Annotated in this window: 13 protein-coding genes and 3 pseudogenes; 10 read left to right on the plus strand and 6 right to left on the minus strand. The window is 57.1% G+C overall.

Annotation, left to right across the window (positions count from 1 at the left end):
* Positions 1-40: 40 nt before the first annotated feature.
* The 6 genes from QXZ85_RS21555 (at position 41) to QXZ85_RS21580 (ending at position 9,216) form a co-directional block, all read left to right on the plus strand.
* A complete protein-coding gene (locus QXZ85_RS21555) occupies positions 41-2,023 on the plus strand; it encodes an AAA family ATPase (protein ID WP_315707229.1) in 1,983 nt (660 codons plus the stop codon).
* A gap of 18 nt (positions 2,024-2,041) precedes the next feature.
* Entirely contained in the window at positions 2,042-2,344 is a 303-nt protein-coding gene (locus QXZ85_RS21560) for a hypothetical protein (protein WP_315707228.1), read from the plus strand.
* 932 nt (positions 2,345-3,276) lie between these two features.
* Entirely contained in the window at positions 3,277-3,927 is a 651-nt protein-coding gene (locus QXZ85_RS21565; RefSeq protein ID WP_315707227.1) for a hypothetical protein, read from the plus strand.
* 101 nt (positions 3,928-4,028) lie between these two features.
* Entirely contained in the window at positions 4,029-6,266 is a 2,238-nt protein-coding gene (locus QXZ85_RS21570; protein WP_315707226.1) for a Mu transposase C-terminal domain-containing protein, read from the plus strand.
* Positions 6,267-6,349: 83 nt separating this feature from the next.
* On the plus strand, positions 6,350-7,327 hold the full coding sequence (locus QXZ85_RS21575) for an ATP-binding protein (RefSeq protein WP_315707225.1): 978 nt from the start codon (positions 6,350-6,352) through the stop codon (positions 7,325-7,327).
* Positions 7,328-7,329: 2 nt separating this feature from the next.
* Positions 7,330-9,216: a TniQ family protein gene (locus tag QXZ85_RS21580; RefSeq protein WP_315707224.1), complete on the plus strand. Its 1,887-nt coding sequence runs from the start codon at positions 7,330-7,332 to the stop codon at positions 9,214-9,216.
* Between the two features lie 58 nt (positions 9,217-9,274).
* Here the strand turns inward: QXZ85_RS21580 and QXZ85_RS21585 are convergent.
* Positions 9,275-9,463 (minus strand): annotated as a pseudogene (locus QXZ85_RS21585) (integrase core domain-containing protein); the annotation flags it as partial.
* A gap of 403 nt (positions 9,464-9,866) precedes the next feature.
* On the opposite strand from QXZ85_RS21585, the pseudogene QXZ85_RS21590 reads away from it, so the two are divergent.
* A pseudogene (locus QXZ85_RS21590) lies at positions 9,867-10,094 on the plus strand (type I secretion system permease/ATPase); the annotation flags it as partial.
* A gap of 752 nt (positions 10,095-10,846) precedes the next feature.
* On the opposite strand, the gene QXZ85_RS21595 reads toward QXZ85_RS21590, so the two are convergent.
* Complete coding sequence (locus tag QXZ85_RS21595; protein ID WP_315707223.1) at positions 10,847-11,203, minus strand: hypothetical protein; 357 nt, start codon at positions 11,201-11,203, stop codon at positions 10,847-10,849.
* Between the two features lie 270 nt (positions 11,204-11,473).
* Between QXZ85_RS21595 and QXZ85_RS21600 the strand changes: the two genes are divergently transcribed.
* Positions 11,474-11,812 (plus strand): hypothetical protein, encoded by a 339-nt coding sequence (locus QXZ85_RS21600; RefSeq protein ID WP_315707222.1) that lies wholly within the window; start codon positions 11,474-11,476, stop codon positions 11,810-11,812.
* A gap of 113 nt (positions 11,813-11,925) precedes the next feature.
* On the opposite strand, the gene QXZ85_RS21605 is transcribed toward QXZ85_RS21600, so the two are convergent.
* Complete coding sequence (locus QXZ85_RS21605; RefSeq protein WP_315729495.1) at positions 11,926-12,216, minus strand: hypothetical protein; 291 nt, start codon at positions 12,214-12,216, stop codon at positions 11,926-11,928.
* A 502-nt stretch (positions 12,217-12,718) separates the two neighbouring features.
* Here QXZ85_RS21605 and QXZ85_RS21610 point away from each other — a divergent pair.
* Entirely contained in the window at positions 12,719-14,065 is a 1,347-nt protein-coding gene (locus QXZ85_RS21610) for an ATP-dependent nuclease (RefSeq protein WP_315769741.1), read from the plus strand.
* Between the two features lie 358 nt (positions 14,066-14,423).
* On the opposite strand, the gene QXZ85_RS21615 is transcribed toward QXZ85_RS21610, so the two are convergent.
* From QXZ85_RS21615 to QXZ85_RS21625, 3 genes are all read right to left on the minus strand, one after another.
* Positions 14,424-15,272: a hypothetical protein gene (locus QXZ85_RS21615; protein ID WP_316174815.1), complete on the minus strand. Its 849-nt coding sequence runs from the start codon at positions 15,270-15,272 to the stop codon at positions 14,424-14,426.
* Between the two features lie 339 nt (positions 15,273-15,611).
* Complete coding sequence (locus tag QXZ85_RS21620; protein ID WP_316174817.1) at positions 15,612-16,211, minus strand: hypothetical protein; 600 nt, start codon at positions 16,209-16,211, stop codon at positions 15,612-15,614.
* Between the two features lie 51 nt (positions 16,212-16,262).
* A complete protein-coding gene (locus QXZ85_RS21625; protein ID WP_315707218.1) occupies positions 16,263-16,463 on the minus strand; it encodes a hypothetical protein in 201 nt (66 codons plus the stop codon).
* Between the two features lie 388 nt (positions 16,464-16,851).
* On the opposite strand from QXZ85_RS21625, the pseudogene QXZ85_RS21630 reads away from it, so the two are divergent.
* Positions 16,852-16,995, plus strand: a pseudogene (locus QXZ85_RS21630) (DUF2442 domain-containing protein); the annotation flags it as partial.
* Positions 16,996-17,492: the final 497 nt, after the last annotated feature.

Below are 17,492 nucleotides of genomic sequence, written 5' to 3' on the forward strand. Positions count from 1 at the left end.
AGTTGCTTCCACATCGCTTCAGCACCGCAGTGGATCCGTCATGCGAAACCGAACGCACATTCGCGAATATGTACAACATGGCACGCCTCCTCGCCATGCCGCAAACCTCATCATCCGAATCTCGATCGTTCGCGCGCTCCGCCGGAGTGGCCTTCACCATGTCCTGCGTGGAAAACCTGCTTTCGTCGCCTTTACCGGTGCGCAACCGGAACTTCTCGAAGTGTACGCCCGGGAAGCTTTGGCACTTCTGGGGGCGGTGGTCGACCATGAAACGACCTACCACGCCTTGTTCTGGCACAGGGAGGATGCAGGGAAATCTCCGGCTGATCGCGATTCGCTCCGCTTGTTGTCGAACCACAGCATCGTGCTCGGATTCGCCTCAGACAAAGAGGACGTGCCAGTTGCGTTTCAACGGATCGCAGACCAAATCGTAGCACTCGACCGAACTGATGAACGCGTGTTGGCAGCGGCCTTCAGGGCAATCTTTCGCGACGTCCCTCCTCCTCAAACTCTTTCTGCGGCGGCCGATGTTCCCATCGAAGTCTTGAACGTCTACCTCAGCAGCGGCCGCACACTGCGCCAGGCGATCGACCTTATCGAGCGGTATCGTTCCGTTTCCCCGGAGGCTCGGAAGGCCGACCTGACGCCACACCCTCGCCTCCAGGAATTGACCGGATTGGGAGATGTCGCAGATTGGGGGATGTCGCTGGCAAGGGATCTTCAGGAGTATCGCGACCAGCGGCTGTCGTGGGCCGACGTTGACCGCGGGGCTCTGGTTAGCGGGCCATCAGGGACCGGCAAGACGCTGTTCGCAAGAGCTTTGGGGAACACTTGCGGCGTTCCGGTGCACGTACACTCGCTCGCCAGGTGGCAAGCGAAGGGACATCTCGGCGAGCTCCTGAAAGCCATGCGCCGCGCTTTCGACGAATCCATCAAGTCCGCCCCTTGCATCCTGTTCATCGATGAAATCGACGCTGTCGGAAATCGGGAAAATTTTCAGGGGGCAAACGAGCAGTACTGCAGGGAGGTGGTAGACGCGCTGCTGGAGTGCCTTGACGGCCTGGAAGGCCGAGAAGGCGTTGTCGTCGTCGCCGCGACAAACTACCCCGAAAAGGTCGACCCCGCCCTCCTCCGACCTGGACGTCTCGACAGGCATTTCTCAATCGCCCCGCCTGATCTGGCCGCACGCTCGAAGATCCTGCGATATCACCTCGGTGACCACCTTGCCGGGTTCGATCTGACCGACATTGCCCGCCGCCTCGAGGGCGCGACGGGCGCCTTGATCGAGAGGGTTGTCCGTGACGCACGCCGACGCGCCCGACGTTCCGGACAGCCGATGCTGCTCGAGGACTTGGAACGGGGTTTCCCGCGTATCCGGCTGTCCGAGGCCGCATTCCAGCGGGCTTGCGTTCACGAAGCCGGGCACGTTCTGGTTGGCCACCTTTTGAGCGCGGAATCCGGCAGCATTCCGACCGCTGCCCGGGTCCTGCGGGAAACCGTCCATTCACAAAGCGACGCCGGCCAGACGGAATTTTATCGAATTCCAGGCTTCGACCGCTCGATCACCGGCCATCTCGCCGAAATGACGACCTTGCTGGCTGGACTTGCGGCCGAAGATGTTGTCCTGGGTGGCCATGCTGGTGGCAGCGGCGGCGCGGAAAACTCAGATCTTCATCTCGCGACCGTCCTCGCAGCGGGCCTGGAATCATCGTTCGGCCTCGGCAACAGCCTCGTGTACCTCGTTCCCAACGATCCCGTCGAAATTCTAGCATTAGTTCGCAGCGATTCCCGCCTGCGTCGACAGGTCCATGCGAAGCTCAAAGCCTGCGCGCAACGCGCTCGTGTGCTGATAGGCCAACATCGCGGCAAGCTGGTCTTGATCGCTGACGCCCTCGCCCAGCACAGCCAACTTACGTCCTCCGATATCACCCGCCTCGTACGAGGAGAGGATTCAAATGATGTTTCTTCAAATTGTGAGGACCGCAATAGGGATCTCGTAACCTCACTCCTACCCGAGCAATAAAAGGTCTCACGGGAGACAATGGCAGGGCGCGCCGGGGAAACCAGCTTCCATCGCACTCCAGGGTTTGACAAGATAAAGGCTAGATACATCGCGAAGGTCACGACCCTACTCGCCGAACTGGCGGCCGAACCGGTCGTGTTGGGCGAATATGCGGACGACGGCAGCGGATCAATCGATTCCGATTTATATCAGGCAACGCTTGTCGCCGCTGCAGTTGAGGCATCCCTCGGATTGGGGCAGACTTTGACCTGCATGACCTCCACTGATCCGGACCAACCGATTGAACGCCTCAAGAATGATCCGGCGCTCGTCAGCGATTGAGAGTCTCCTCGGCGACGTATGAAGGGCGCCCGAGCGCTGGCCCGAGCAGAACCGTCGAGTGCTTCATCTCTTGGCGCGTGAATTCGTCGCTCAGACCGGTATCGATCGGGAGCATTTCTCGGCATCATCTTAAAAATGGCCGCAAGATCGATCCCACCTGGATGAAGTCGCTCCTATCCGGCGACGATCGATTCGAGCCGCCGCGGCTGCTTCACGATCCAGTTACACTTTTCTCGATTTTTGACGCTCAACGTTCAATACGCCATTAAGGCAACGCCAAAAGTGGAGCCATCGAGATGAAGTCGGATCTTGTGGACGACGCGTTGCAACTGTATGCAGCACGTCCTTTCGCATTAGCGAAAGCCCGCAGCCTGATCGTCTTCGCAGATGATCCCAACCAGAGGAGGCTCAAATGTTGAACGCATTCACGCAAGCCTCCGGCTGCATCTCCGCACGCAAATCCTCGGTGCTCGTCAACATATCGGCGTGATCGTTGGCGGCTTGCCGCTTGCACTGTCGCACGCCGATGCGGGCATCGCATGTCCCGAACGACAACGTTCCGACGCATTCTGGCGTCGCCGTGGGGAGATCACGTCCATGATCCCGCTCGCCACACTGACTGACGGCCTGAAAACGCGCTGACCTAGCAGACACGTCCGCAACGTCGCCGCCGAACGCTCGGTATCGCGATCCAACTCGCTCGTCAAAGGCGGTGCGAGGCGCCGGAATCCGCTTGCCGAACGCCATGTTTACCGGAGACCCCACATGTACTCGCACCACACCCTCTACCGCGAAATCATTTCCGCCAACCCCCACGTCATTGCGGGAGCATCGCGCCGGTCTGCGAGGTTTGGTGGCACTGACACCTATAGGGGCTGCCTCATAACACGCCTGTTTGCGAACCGTGCCCTCAAGGCCATGGGCGCGCGGTGGTGATCGAACCCAGCGTCGCTGATCGCATCCCCGTTCCGAAGAGGCTTGGATCGAAGATCGTGGTGCTTATCGACCCGTTCCGGAGGCGCGAAATCTACGCCGAAAGCGGCCTCGAATCCAAGCACGTCACTTCGTTCATTGCCCGATCGGACGTGATCGCGATTCACGAGCAGTTTCTCGTCTCCTACACCCGCGACGGAACGACACACATCCACTACGTGGATGCGGTCGTTGATTTCGCCGATGGAAAGCGCATTGCGCATTTTATCAAGTATGCCGCAGAGGCACACAAGGTGGCGCTTGAGGACCTCGTCCGGATGATCGCCGCAACCGGCGACCACAAATTCGATGAATATCGTGTCTTGACGGAGTTCGACATCAGCCCGACGACAATCGCAAACGCCGAGCTCATCGTTCGATGCGGACGCAACTTCGACATCGACGCCATCGACCTGGTCCGTAATCATCTTCGATCGGCGCCGCCCGTCGTCACGCCTCGAACGATCGCCGGTCAAACCGAACTAGGATCGCGCGGTTCAGACGCCTTGATCGCCATGCTCCAGTCAGAGGATGTGAGCCTTGTGCGCCCATATTCCACAATCACACCCGATACACGGTTCAATAACTTTATTGGCCGTCGCCCATCGTGATCTAGCAAATAACTCTGGATTTTCCGTCCTCGCTTCAGTCATGTCCACGATCAAAGGTGTGCCAATTCGCATTTACGCGTCATTATCTACGTTGCTTCGAAATGAGTGATCGACGTGAGCGCAGCAACAGGTTCGGTCGTCACGACCGCCTGACTCTGGATGGTCAGACCTATCGCGTCTTCCAGAAAGAACGAGATCGCTTCACTCTTCAGCTGGTATCGGACAGCCTGCTCCAGGACTACTTCATCACAAAGTCGGATGCGGAGATAAACGCCCTCAGGCGAACGGGACGGCTGAAGTACGAACGCGATTTTTACTCCAAGACGCTCGCCTACCTCCGTCAACGCAACGACAGCTCTGATCTTTCGGACCTTCCGGAAGATGCACTGCGCACCATCGCCTGGAAGACGGAGTGGTGCGTGCGTTTCCATCGTCGACGGATCGATACGAACTCAGCATGGAGGCCGAGACAGTCCCCAACCGACTTAAAGCGATTCATTGATTCCGAAAAACACGTGATGGACCGATGGTACTTCGACCTGTACGGCGAACGCCGGCGGCCCGGTCGTCGGATCGCGGGACAGCCTCGAAAGGAATTCGATTATCCCGGCCCCTCTGCCCTTCGCGAATGGTTGACTCTGTTTCGAAAACACGACGAGCGGATGGAGGCATTCCGCCCCGGCTACGAGCGTTCCGGAAATCGAAATCAGATCAATCCTCTCGCGCTTCCGATAATCGACCAATGCGTGCCGCGTTACGCGACGAACACCAGACCCTTGATGCGCGACATCTACGAGGACGTCGAGCTCGCATTGGAGGATTTGAACGCCACTCTTCCTGAACGGCAAAAGGTTTACGTAAGCGAGACGGCCGTTCGTCGTCGAATACATAAAATTGACCCGTTCCTGCTCGAAGCGGGGCGGTTCAGTCTCGACCGGGCAATCCGCAAATACACGCCAGTTGGACTCGGCCTATCAGTCCACATGCCCATGGAACGGGTGGAAATGGATGATTGGGAGTTCGACCTCATGAGCCTGGTCATCCGGACAGACACCTGGCGTAAGTTATCCGAGGAACAGAAGGCTGACATTCCTCGAGCGCGATGTACCGCTACCGTAGCCATCGATGTCGCAACCCGGTGCATCGTGGGCTTTCACTTGACTCCCTTGCCGCCAAGCACGCAAGGCGCAAAATCCGCGTTACGCACCGTCATGACCGACAAGTCCGCGATCGCTGGTTTTGCAAACTGCATAAGCGATTGGCCGATGTTCGGCAGACCTGGAGCCATCGTTACGGATGGAGGCCCTGCGTTCAAAGGGGACTTTAGCGACTCCGTTCGATTGAGCGCAACCAACCGCGTGATGCCCGATATGGATCCTCAAATGCGAGGAACCATCGAGGCATTCTTCCGGCTATTCAAGCGCGTGTGTCGGTACTTTGCGGGGCAGACATTCGCAAATGTCGTTGAGAAGGATGACTACCCTGCAAAGGAAATGGCAAGCGCGACGTTCGAAAAGACTTTCCAGGCCGCCGTGCGATACATCGTCGACCGCTATCATCACCGCGGCCATCGCGGCCTCGAGGGACGCACTCCCTATGGCGAATGGACCCGCCTCACCCGGAAGTACGGCCTCGATCAGCCTCCAACACCGCATCAGCTTTTCGTGGCGTTTGGGTATAAGGACGAAAGAGTTATCGATAAGCACGGGATTCAGATCTTCGGCTTGAGTTACAACAGCGACACCCTGGCGCTGCTGCGCGCAAGGCTTGGACGCGGGAAGGTCGATTTCTTCGTCGACCCACGTGACCTCGGCTCCATTCTTGTCGTCGTTCCGCGTGCCTTCCGCGAGGTGCGCGAGATAAAAGCCCAGCTCGACGGCGACTGCCTTCTCGTCGCGTCGGTCGGGGGCATCGCATCCGGCGTGACTTTGGAACAGCATCTGTGGGCACGCAAGGAAGTCCGCGAATTTGCCAAAGCCGAGCAAGCTGCTGGCCGTCCGTTTCGGCTCGGAGCCCATCGCGATCTGTTGTCGGCCGGTGAACAGGCGCGACGAGATGCAGGTCTGGATTTCTTCGGCCTCTCGCAAAAGCAATACAGTTTTCTATCGGCGGCCTTCCGCCAAAAGACCCGGGCGGCGTTCTCGACACCGCAACACCCCGAGTCTCCCCAGCAGGTCGATGAGAAACCCGGCAAGGTAGTCGTAACCATGCCCAGACGACCACCAACGCGGTCGTCGTCCAAACCGAGACCGAAGAAATCGTCCGCCAACTCGTCCGCGACGCCTGCAACCGACCAGCCGTTTAGCAGCAGCATCAATCTGTATGGAGAAGATGAATGACGTCCAGTTCACCGCGGCGCACTAAGAGCGCCCCTCCCCCTGCGCTACCTGAACCACCCAAGGCGGACGACTTCGAGTCCAGGATGCTAGCTAAGCTCTCGAGTAACAGCCGCCGTACCGTGGAGATTCTTCGTCGGGTAAAAGGGGTATACGTTGCGTGTGGTCGCGACGCCGCATTGAGAAATAAGCTTGACCTGTTTCTGGAGCATATCCTCTCGTACAATGGAACCCGCCGCGACGATGGCCGCATTTTCTTCATCACGGGAGAAAGCGGCGCGGGCAAGTCGACAATCGTCAGGCAATTGATCGCAGAGACCCCAGTACTGCAGCCGGAACGACGACTATACGGACTGGTCAGTCCGATCGTATCGGTTTCGTTGACCGGCCCATGCACCTTGAACACTCTCGGGGAAAAAATCCTGGAAAAGGCCGGGTATCCGATAGTTCAGAAAATTGGGCCTAGCCAATTATGGATGTCCCTTCCGGAGCGGCTCGGCCACCGCGAGATCATGCTCGTCCACATCGACGAAACGCAGAACATGCTGAAGAAGACACGACAGAACAAGGATCGCAAAGACCTGGCCAATGCGTTGAAGGGCGCAATGAACGATCAGGACTGGCCGATTAGTTTCATTATGAGCGGGCTACCTCTAACGACCGATCTTGCCCGTCTCGATGAGCAGTTCGAACGTCGCGGCTTTTTTCAAGAGTTGCCTGATATCGATATGGAGAACGAGTCCGAGCGGAAACTCGTCTTAAAGATCATCAAGGACATGACGAGCGCAGCTGATATCAAATGCGATGACGTCTTGAAAACCGACATTCCGGACCGGGTCGCCCATGCCGCCAACTACAGATATGGACGAACAACGCAGGTCGTTCTCGCTACGATCCACGACGCTGTGCGACACAATGCATCATCTCTTCATCGGAACCATTTCGCCAGCGCATATCTGGCTCATTCGAACGCTCAAGGGCATGACGAGATGAACCCGTTCCTCGCCGATGACTGGCGAACGCTCCCTCCGGGATCCTTTATATTTGAAAGCGAGGAGGAGTGACGATGATACGGCGCGCGGTCAGTTGGCGCCATTCTCTTGAGCAGAGAGAGCCAGCGGTCGGCTTCGCGTCGCGATTGGCCGGACTAAATGGCCGATCCATGCGCGTCTTCTTGCGCGAAGTGTGCATCTCGGCCCACGATCTCGATAAGAGCCGGCAAGGCGCCCTTGATGCCGTTGCCGCGCTCGGCAATCTCGATCCGGTACAGCTCACGCAGTTTACGCCGTTTCCCGTCGGGGACGGAAACTACGTCACGATCGGGGCAGAAGCACTCCACCGCCTTTCGGTTCGGCGGACCTACTTTTGCATCTGCCCGCATTGCGTTCGAGACGACATCTTCAGATATGAAGGTCCGATCGCGGCCCGCCCCTGGCTTCGTCTCGAATGGATCGTAACGCACTTCCGATCTTGCGACCGGCACAACGTCCTGTTGATGCCCCAAACCCCTGTCCGACGCCGCTACGAGCCGTTCGACTTTACGGAGTGGATTGGTCGCATCATTCCTGAGCTCGATGGCTTGGCTTCGGACGCCATCCCAACCCGTCCATCCCCGTTTCAGCGATGGCTGACGGACCGTCTTGAAGGGAAGCGCAATTCGGGCAACTGGCTGGATGACATGCAGCTGTACGCGGCCGTGGATTTCTGCGAGATGCTCGGGCTGTCCGCTCTGCACGCTCCCAAGGTTCGCGTGGGATCGCTGACGGAATCGGAACATGCGGCAGCAGCCGACGAAGGATTCAGAATAGCCAACCAAGGCGAGGAAGAGATCGAACGACTATTGGTCCGCCTGGCCGACGCCCAGTCCACGACGCGCGGCTTCTGGGGACTACGGGATACCTTCGGGCACGCCTACGGCCTTCTGAACAAGACGAAAACCAATCCGGATTTCGCCAAGCCGAGAGCCGTATTTCGACGTGTCGCTATCGCAAAAGTCCCGATCGAGGCCGGGACCGACGTCCTCGGGGAGACCCTGGAGAAGCAGGTGGTCCATACAATCCGGTCCGCGTCCAAGGTGTCGGGCGCACACAGCCTTACCATCCGACGCCTGTTCGAAAGGAAACGTCTCCGGGACGAGCAGACCCTCCAACTCATGGATCATCGAGTGACCATCAATTCGGACGAAGTCGAAGAGATGCTGATGGCCCTCAAGACTGCATTGACCACAACACAGGTCCAGAAGACGACCGGCATTCCGCGCAATCATCTATTCTACATGATCAACGCCGGACACCTGCCGACCGTCACGGCCTCCAACGAGAAGGCCTACGCAAAGCACAGATTTACCCAGGCCGCGGTCGACGATACGCTCGAACGCCTGTTTTCCGGCACCGTGCCAGTGGCGAAGCCAACCGGGCGCCAGATGTCCATTCTCAGGGCCCGGCAAGCTTCCGTGTCGGGACTCAACGAAATCATCGACTTTCTGTTCTCTGGCCAAATCTGGAAAGGTCTGCTGGCCAGACGACGCGAATACGGAGCTCTTCTAGTCGATGCGGACGAGATCATTGCCGCAATCCGTCGCGGTCGCTCGAAATCGGGCTTCAGCAAACCTGAGGCGGCCAAGTTCATTGTCGGCATGGCGCGCGATTCCGTGGGAAAATTCGTTGCCTCGGGTCACCTTGAGCTCGTGGAGGAGTTCAGCCCAGAAGCGCGGAGAAACGTTCAGGTCGTGTCCCGGGAGAGCGCGGATGCGTTTCTCCAGAACTACGTTTCGTTGGGTGAGCTATCGCATACTGCTGGCCTTCATCACAAGCAGGTGCGATCGGCCCTTCGAACGGTTGGGATCGAGGCCCACTTTGATCCGGATGACTTCCTAAGCTTCTTCTATGTGAGAGCTGACGTGAATGGTGCACTTCAACGCAATCCTGACCTTTGGTCTTCGGGAGTCAAATGAGGTGGTCCCGGTTGTCTGAACAGGTTTTCCGCGTCGATAAGTAGAGCCTCTGCCGTGGTTAGGCCGCCGCGCGGAGCGGAGGAAGATCGAAGTAGGCTTGATCCGGGGTGCGGTCGTCAAGGCTCGAATGCGGACGGCGGCCATTGTAAAAGTCGAGATACCGGCCGATCGAGTTCCGGGCATCACCGACAGTTTCGTAGGCTCGCAGATAGACCTCCTCGTATTTGATGCTCTTCCACAGCCTCTCGTCCTGTCCAGATTTCCGGGACCAACTCAGAGCACGCTCTTGGTGAGGTCGACACACTCCCCGAATGTCGCTTTCGACACGCAATAGTCCGGCATTAGGTAGCAAACGCCACCAGACGAAAATCTCACTGCTTGTCATAGTAGCCCCATCGATATCGGGGGTTTTGATGGATGTGGTTCGCGAACTGCGTCGCAAGCAGGATGCTTTAAGGAGTGATCGTCCGTTGCTATTCGAGCGTCTGGCAGAGGTCGACAAGCAAGTTGCGGCGCTCGATACGGTTATCCAGATTTGGGAGCCGGATCATTTTCCGACGAAGGCAGTCGCTCGGCGTCGTGGAAAGAGCGAGAAGTTTCTCGACGGACTTTTCGAAGGCGAGAACTTCGCGGCGTTGATTCTCGACACGCTGCGCCTGCGGCTCTATGTGCCGGAGACCGGCCGCATCATGATCGATGGCGTCGACCTCGCTATGGTCGATGTTAGCTGGCTGCGGCGGCAGCTCGGGGTGGTGCTGCAGGAGAACGTACTGTTCAACCGCTCGATCCGCGACAACATTGCGCTGGCAGATTCCGGCATGCCAATGGAGAGTGTCATTGCCGCTGCGCAGCTTGCTGGCGCGCATGACTTCATCCTGGACCAGAATCCGCGCCATGCAGCCGCGCGGCGTATCGAACGAATGCCGTACATGAGATCGACGATCTGAAACCGCTTACGGTTCGTCCAAGAATGAGGATGCCAAAGATCTCGCCGGTACGTAGACATCTGGCGATAGCCTTTCGCAGTTGGGAGGATTGCGCCGAATGACTTCCGGATTCTACATTGTTGATGATGGGGCGCGTCGGTCTTCCCGTCGGGGCGATCGGTGTTGACGGGGAGCGTATGGATGACTTCAAGGATAGCGGCCAAGCAGGTTGCGGATCAAACCGATGAAATCGAATCATCGGGGCGATCACTGACTGCCCAAGCAAAAGTGCTTGTGACCGAGTGGAAGGCAGCCAGGGCATCTAGGGGCCGATTTGCCAGTACCCTCATGCAGAGTCCGCCCGCTTCTGATGATGTTTTGATGGAACGAGCCTTCACGCTCATGACGAAATCCAACACAGAGCAAGTTCGCCTAAAATTCCTTCGCACGTCGATGGAAATCGGTTCTGTGAGATCATTGCGCGCGCGAGTTGCCAGATGGGACGCTTTTTTCTCCGCGTCGCCGAGTGACGCAGTCTTGGAAGAATTCCAAGCCATCAAGGCGACGCTCGACGAGATGTCGGAAGTTGAACGAACTCATGGCATCGGCGCATTGCTCAATCTGAATCACCCGGTCGTCATTGGGCTTTCACAGAGGCCAGGTTCGTGGATAGGCCCTCAAGAAATACAAAATGCTCGTTCCTATCAGCGCTTAAGCGGCGGCGTATCGCTGGGCGTACATTCTTCGACCAATTCATCTATCGAAGCAAACGGTTGACCTTTTTGAACGCCATGTTTATCGAAGTATAGATATCGTTTCTTCACTTTCGCCTTAGTCGAGATCACGACAGACGAGCCGTCCTTTATTAGATTCTCGATGTTCTCGAGAAACTCTTGATATAGCAGATCCTTCAATATTTCTGCATTTTCAATCGCCCCGGCGTCTGCAAGAGCGGATTTGAAAGCATCTGGTCCTGCATGTCCCGGGAAAGATCGGCCGTTCACGACAGCGTAGTAGATCAGTATTCCTTCTACGAACGTCATGCCAATTGCTTTAGTCATTGATTCTCCGATACCGAGGTTGTGAGCGTCACTCGTTTGCTCAGACGACAAGAGAGGTTGCGATTAAGCAGGCGGTTGCTGATCAATTTCAATCTCTCAGCCCCGGTCTATCGCCTAGCAGAGGATTCGCCTACCCGCCCCCTCCCGAGGCGCTGCGTGGCCTGGTATCGGACCTCCGCGCCGGTGGAGGATATTTCGTGATGACCGTGCAATATCGACGCGCCGGGAGATCAGCGCCTCGCCCCGGGTCGGTCTAGTGGATGATACACCTTGGGCTCTTCTTCCAGGGAGCGGCTGGCCTTCACCACCCTGCCCGGACCGCCCCGGGTCGTCCACGGGCACGCGCCTCGTCCACGCGACGATGACGAAGGTCTGCCTATTGTCGCCGTGATGCCTCGATTTTGGTACTTCCAGCTTGTCCTGATGAACAACCGCGATCCAAGCAAGAACGAACGCTTCTTTGACGGCGGTGGTTTTTTCGATTCAAGTCGATACAACTCGACAGGTCAGTTGGTTCATCGTCAGATGATCCGATTGTGGTGGAAAGTTGTGGCGTGGGCTGTGGGATGGGCGCTGGTGCTTGGAGCCGCAGAACCCCACCTGCGCTAGAACAGTCGTCAATGAACAGCTCAGCAGTGGAACGTTGGCTTTCGGTCAAAAATGCACCTCAACTTCGCCGATCGAGAACGTCGGCTTAGGGCCACAAGCGGTCGTCCGCCGCACTATCGAGAATTGCTGTCGATTACGTCCCGGCTTGCTGAAGTGATCGACAACCATCGACGAAGCTCAGGCGTGGGCCGACGAATGCCCTGCTTTCCGCGTCGGCCAATCGCCCTGGCATGCCGAAAGAAGCCATATGCGGAGAGCAGGATTAGAGCGGTCGCGGTGACGATGTTACCAGTCGCGAAAAAGGCAATACAAACGATCCACACGCCAAAAAAGATGGCGTGCCATAGCGCGGCGAACCCGAGATAGGTTTTGCCTGTTGGGATGCCTCTGCTCATGCTGATCACTTATGCATCCTTGCAGCCCGCCGCACCTCCATGTTGATCTTTTCGGCTTGCCGACGACCTCATGGTAAAGACTGCGTTGCGTGTTATCGAAACGGGCGACATCCGCTTGGGTCAAAAGCCGCCTTACAGTCCCGCTGTGGGTTACTTCCGGTTGTGCCCGCGAGCAGACATCGCCTGCGCCGACCGCAAGGGGCGACGCGAGTTCGCCGAACCGCAGTGTTTTTCCGCGTCCGTCGGCGAGCTTTTCGACCGCGTGGTTCCGCACCTCGGGCTTTCCGGAGGCGTCTAGTTCACATCTTTGGGTCGCCGGAGACCACAACTTTGGGTCTCTCGATTTGGGACAGTTAGAAAACCCTTATGGATCAGTGACTTCAGGATGACCTAGTTCGGAACTTTGGGTTTCCCACCATTAGCACCACTCACCAAACTGAAAGGTCGCTCAAGAAGAGCGGCCTTTTTCCTAGAAGCTCGCGGAAGTTTGAACCAGGGAACGACAGGTTCAATGAAATATCTTTCGCAGCTATCAATTCAATTCTTCCGAGGGATACTCGCAGAGCAGACGATCTTCCTTGGTAAGCCAACAGGCACTCCCGGAAGTGGCCTAACTATCCTCGTCGGGCCAAATAATGCGGGCAAAAGCACGATAGTCGAAGCTCTTCGCCTAGTTGTCGCACCCGGCGACCTCCTCGACAAAGGCGAACGACATCGCGATTACCCGCTTCGTATTTCGATTCGAGACACCGCCAACGGCTATCGAGAGATTACAAACCCCGGGCTCGGCGCACGCCTCGTTGCAACCGGCACTGCACATCCTAGTTTTAATACGTTCCGTTTCATTCCATCTCGGCGCCCGTGGGCTCATCGCACCGGAGGGCACCTGATGCTCTCTGGTGACTATTGGACGCAGCGGACGTCCTACTCCCGGCAAGAAGACCTAGGACTTGTTTCCCGCCTCAACTCTCTCCCACCAGAAGAAAAGGTGGCATTCCAGCGAGAGCTTCAGGAATTAGTCCCGCAGCTCAGTAACTGGCGAATTGAATACTACGATGGATCAACTTATCTTGAGTATTCAACCTACAATGGCACTACGCATGCTGCAAATTTACTCGGAGATGGCGTAGCGAGCCTCTTCCGCATTGTGCTAGGTCTCTATGATCCAGAAGAGAGCTTTGTAGTCATTGATGAGCCCGAGCTATCGTTGCATCCCCAAGCTCAGAAACGTTTAGCACGATATCTTTCAAGTAAGGCGCAAGATCGCCAGATTGTTATCTGCACTCACTGTCCGCACTTCATCAATTGGAATGATCTCCGCGCGGGGGCAACAATCTATCGACTCAACCAGAGAGCAGACGGCATAAATGTCCATCGGTTGACTGATAGAACGCTGAGCTTTCTACGTAAGCTGAAAGATGATTGGCAGAAGCCTCAATTACTCGACGCTGTATCAAAAGAGATATTCTTTACTGACGAAGTGCTATTCTTGGAAGGGCAAGAAGACGTTGGACTGATTGCACGCTTCATGGAGGTCGAACATTTGCCTCCAATTCAGTTGTTCGGCTACGGTGCTGGCGGCTCGAAAAACATTCTCGCATTCCTAGCAATGGCGAGTGATCTTGATATACGAAACGCAGCTATCTTCGATGGAACGAGCGAGGACGAATTTGAGCTCGCAAAAGCAACGTTTGCTGACGCAAATCTCACTTTACTCCCCACAGCCGATATTCGGGACAAACCGGAAAGACAGCTGCAAGGGCTATTTGACCAGAAGGGCATCATCAAGCCGCAGTTCCGGGAGACATTGAAAGATATATTGCTTAAGATCCGTACGCACTTCGATTGTTCTCTTTAGCAAACAGACCATTGAGTTGCGTCGCCGCTATCGGCCAAAGCCGTGCCGCGACCAACAATAGTATTTGCATAGATCAGCCATTTCCTGGCGTAGCCGTGGGCGGACCAGCAAAACGTAATCTGCGATTATGCGAGCCTCGAACAAAATCTATGCCGCCGGTTCAGCTGCAACGTAACTTATCTTTGCGTCCGGGTATTTCGCTATGAGTTGGTCCAACTGCGGAAGGAAGTCGATTGACCACTGATTACTTAATGCCCACGTTTTTCCATCAGAAAAGAAGATGTCTCCATCGTCGGCGTAGAACCTTTTCAAGTCGTAAGCCGCTCCGGACGGCGTCCGCATCTCGGCGGCGATTTTCCTAAATTCTGCCCCCCCCGACCTGCCCTGGAACGGACAAGAACTTACTTGATGGAAGCACCTGCTGCAATTGGAGGACAGAGATCCCCTTTTCAACAAACCCCTTAACTGCAGCGAGGAAAAGCGCCCTTTTGTAGAGCTTCGCGTGTTCCTGGCTGCCGATCCGTAGGTCATACCGCGTCCAGTCTAGGCCTCCGGTCGAACTCTTGCGCTCCTCAGCGGCTTTCCTTCGGAGTTGCACCTGGTATTCAGCAACCTCGGGCAGCGGTAAGACCTGGTGAACGTCAATCAAGATTTTCCCGTTCAACTCGTATGGCCGAACTCTCACACATCGAATGTCCAATTCACGTTCGTTAAGCCACAATACTGTTGTCGTGATCTCTTTCGAAAACGACGCAGAAACCAAGATAATACGTACATCCTGGGCGAATTGTTGCCCCCGAGGCTCATCCCAGCCCAAGAAGGTCAGGATGGCATTTTCAGCCTGAGTACCATCCAAGCCACGTTTTTGAAGGAACTTACTATGCGCAGCTACCGCGTCTGCAAACGTCATGTTGCTGACCATGGCTGCATACCGGATGGCCTGAAGCTCCATATGGCCGCCATCCTCAGTACGTTTGAGCTCGACCACGACTAGGTTGGCTTCCTTGTCCAAGCATAAGAGATCGATACTGCGCAACGAATCTGCCCAATCGCCAAACTCCTCGGCCAGGACTAACGTGTCAGGCGCTATCGCCTGTATATGCGACCGCAGAGCTTCCTGAATATCCTGCTCAAGTATGTTTCTAGATGCGAATGTAATTTCTGTAAGTGGCGCAATAGACTTATTATCCAGCTCGTAGATCGGCACGAATCGCTCCCCGTTGCTTTCTTGATCTGAAGCTAGCACGCAACTTCGCTATGGCGCCATTTGCGGCGCGTTACGCTTCGCTAACGCGCCCCACTCTATCATCAACATTCGTCGTCTGCGCTGATCGCCAGCCGACTCCTTAGGTGACCTCCGCCCAGCGGATCGCGGCGTCGATTCCTTCCACGGGAAGGCTCGGATAATCTGTAAAAATCTCCTGCGCCGAATAGCCGACCCTCAGCGCGTAGGGCGGATTAGCGGAGCGTAATCCGCCGTTTCGCCCGATCGGTGCGTTACGCTTCGCTAACGCACCCTACAAACCGCACTTTTCTTCCCGCCGCCCTACTGCTCCGCCGCCAGCCGCACGACCTGCCGGCCGCCGTTCATCTCGCGCAGCTTGTTGACGTATTCCTCGGGCCGGGTCCAGCGGACCGGGGTGTCCAGGCCCATGAAGCTGGCGATGCTGCCGATGAATGAGGTGCAGTTCGCCGTTTCGGCGTTCCACACCGGCGAGTCCGCCTGCAGCTTCTTGATGTAGGCGAACACGCGCTTGGCGTCGGCTTCGTTCAGGTAGACGCGGTAGCTCGCGGTCACATAGTCCGGATCGAGATCGCCATAGCTCGCACCGGTCTCGGACGGCACGAAGGTGAAATAGCCGAGCACGTAGGCGAGCTCGTCGCCGGCCGGGGTCAGGCCGGCGACGTCGACCGCCTTCTCGCTGCTCTTACCATACCAGACGAAGGCGTGGCCCCAGCTCGCGGCGGTGCGCGCCCGGAAGTCGACATAGTATGGCCCTTTAACCTCGGAGACGCGCCGGGCCGGCGCGGTCCGTGCGACCTCATGAGCCATGCGGGCGACTGCCGGCCGCGCGGAGGCGGCCTGCGCGACGCAGGGCAGCAGCAAAGCTGACAACGAAAGTGCGACCCAGCCGAAACGCCGCATGACAAGCACGCCCCCGGGGATGATGACGTCTGGTGAAAGCGCTGACCGGGCTCAGTAGCCGCGGCGATAGCCCGGCGCGGGGACGACGACCGGCGCCTTGCCAACCGGAGACTTGCCAATCGGAGCTTTGCCGATCGGCATCTTGCCGAACGCGGGCTGCTCGTAGACCGGCTGCGGGCGCGGCAGATCGGCGGCATGGGCCATCGTCACCAGCGCGAGCATCGCGCCTGCTGAAATCACGAATGTCTTCACTCGAACTCTCCTCGAGTCTGAACAGCGCCCCAAGCCCTCAGCACCACGACCATGAACGACGGATTGCGTCGAGAGTGGGGCAGCCGGTCATGACATTGGGGCCGCGGTCACTGTCTTCCGCGTGATCTCGACGGCACCAGAACACGTGTTGCGAGGCCCTTTGATCGGTTGTGGCCGAAACAGCGCGCAGGGGCGGATTAGCGGAGCGTCATCCGCCGTTTCGCCCCTTAAGGGGTGCAGTCCAGCACACTTTATCGTGACGGCGGTAGAGCCGTCCGCTTTTTGCTTGCTGCCTTCGTCTCCCCCCGCGCGGTCAAGGGCGACGGCGCCCCTCTTGCTGCACGTTCCATTCTCAAACACAATTGGGCGGTTCCTTCCTGAGCTCGGCATGACCGTTTCGGCAACCAGCGTTCGTTTTGACGAACACACCGTGTCGGTCGAATTGACCGATGGTCGAACGCTCAGCGTGCCCCTGGCTCGGTTTCCTCGCCTGCTGCACGCCACTCCGGCCGAGCGTCAACAGGTCGAGATAAAATTACGGTGACGCTGCATTTTACTCGCCTCGCTAAGTCCGTGCGGCTATCCGCACTTGCATAAGTCGGCATTCTTGCCGACGATCAGGTCACCTATACTGAGCCCGCCATAACCGTCTCAGTGACCAGCGTCCGGTTTCAAGCGAGCTGCGTAGCCCGGATGAGCGTCAACGACATCCGGGGCTCACGCGCTTTTCCCGGATATCAGCTTCGCTGATGCCGACTACTAGTCTAGATTATAATGCAGGAAGTAGTGCGCCAGACGACGTATTTAACAACGTTCAGCGCTTTCAGTTGGAGTTGCGAGCTCGAGACACACCAACGGTCGTTTCTGACTTTGAGTATGATCGCAACCAGAGGCCCATGATCCGATTGATGTCGGAGCGCGCCTGATAACCAGCGAGCGTAGGGCGGATTAGTACTACTGAGTCAAAAACCGCCGGTACGTCAGGCTAAGAATCAAGTATTTGTAGAGATTCAGACTTTCACGCGCGGG

Source organism: Bradyrhizobium sp. SZCCHNGR1005 (assembly GCF_032489995.1).
Taxonomy (GTDB): Bacteria; Pseudomonadota; Alphaproteobacteria; order Rhizobiales; family Xanthobacteraceae; genus Bradyrhizobium.

Excerpts from the sequence above, each read along its gene's own strand:
- QXZ85_RS21620 (WP_316174817.1), bottom strand. The coding sequence starts at position 16,211 with ATGCGGCGTTTCGGCTGGGTCGCACTTTCGTTGTCAGCTTTGCTGCTG.
- QXZ85_RS21595 (WP_315707223.1), bottom strand. The coding sequence starts at position 11,203 with ATGACTAAAGCAATTGGCATGACGTTCGTAGAAGGAATACTGATCTAC.
- QXZ85_RS21575 (WP_315707225.1), top strand. The coding sequence starts at position 6,350 with ATGCTAGCTAAGCTCTCGAGTAACAGCCGCCGTACCGTGGAGATTCTT.
- QXZ85_RS21580 (WP_315707224.1), top strand. The coding sequence starts at position 7,330 with ATGATACGGCGCGCGGTCAGTTGGCGCCATTCTCTTGAGCAGAGAGAG.
- QXZ85_RS21560 (WP_315707228.1), top strand. The coding sequence starts at position 2,042 with ATGGCAGGGCGCGCCGGGGAAACCAGCTTCCATCGCACTCCAGGGTTT.
- QXZ85_RS21610 (WP_315769741.1), top strand. The coding sequence starts at position 12,719 with ATGAAATATCTTTCGCAGCTATCAATTCAATTCTTCCGAGGGATACTC.
- QXZ85_RS21555 (WP_315707229.1), top strand. The coding sequence starts at position 41 with ATGCGAAACCGAACGCACATTCGCGAATATGTACAACATGGCACGCCT.
- QXZ85_RS21570 (WP_315707226.1), top strand. The coding sequence starts at position 4,029 with ATGAGTGATCGACGTGAGCGCAGCAACAGGTTCGGTCGTCACGACCGC.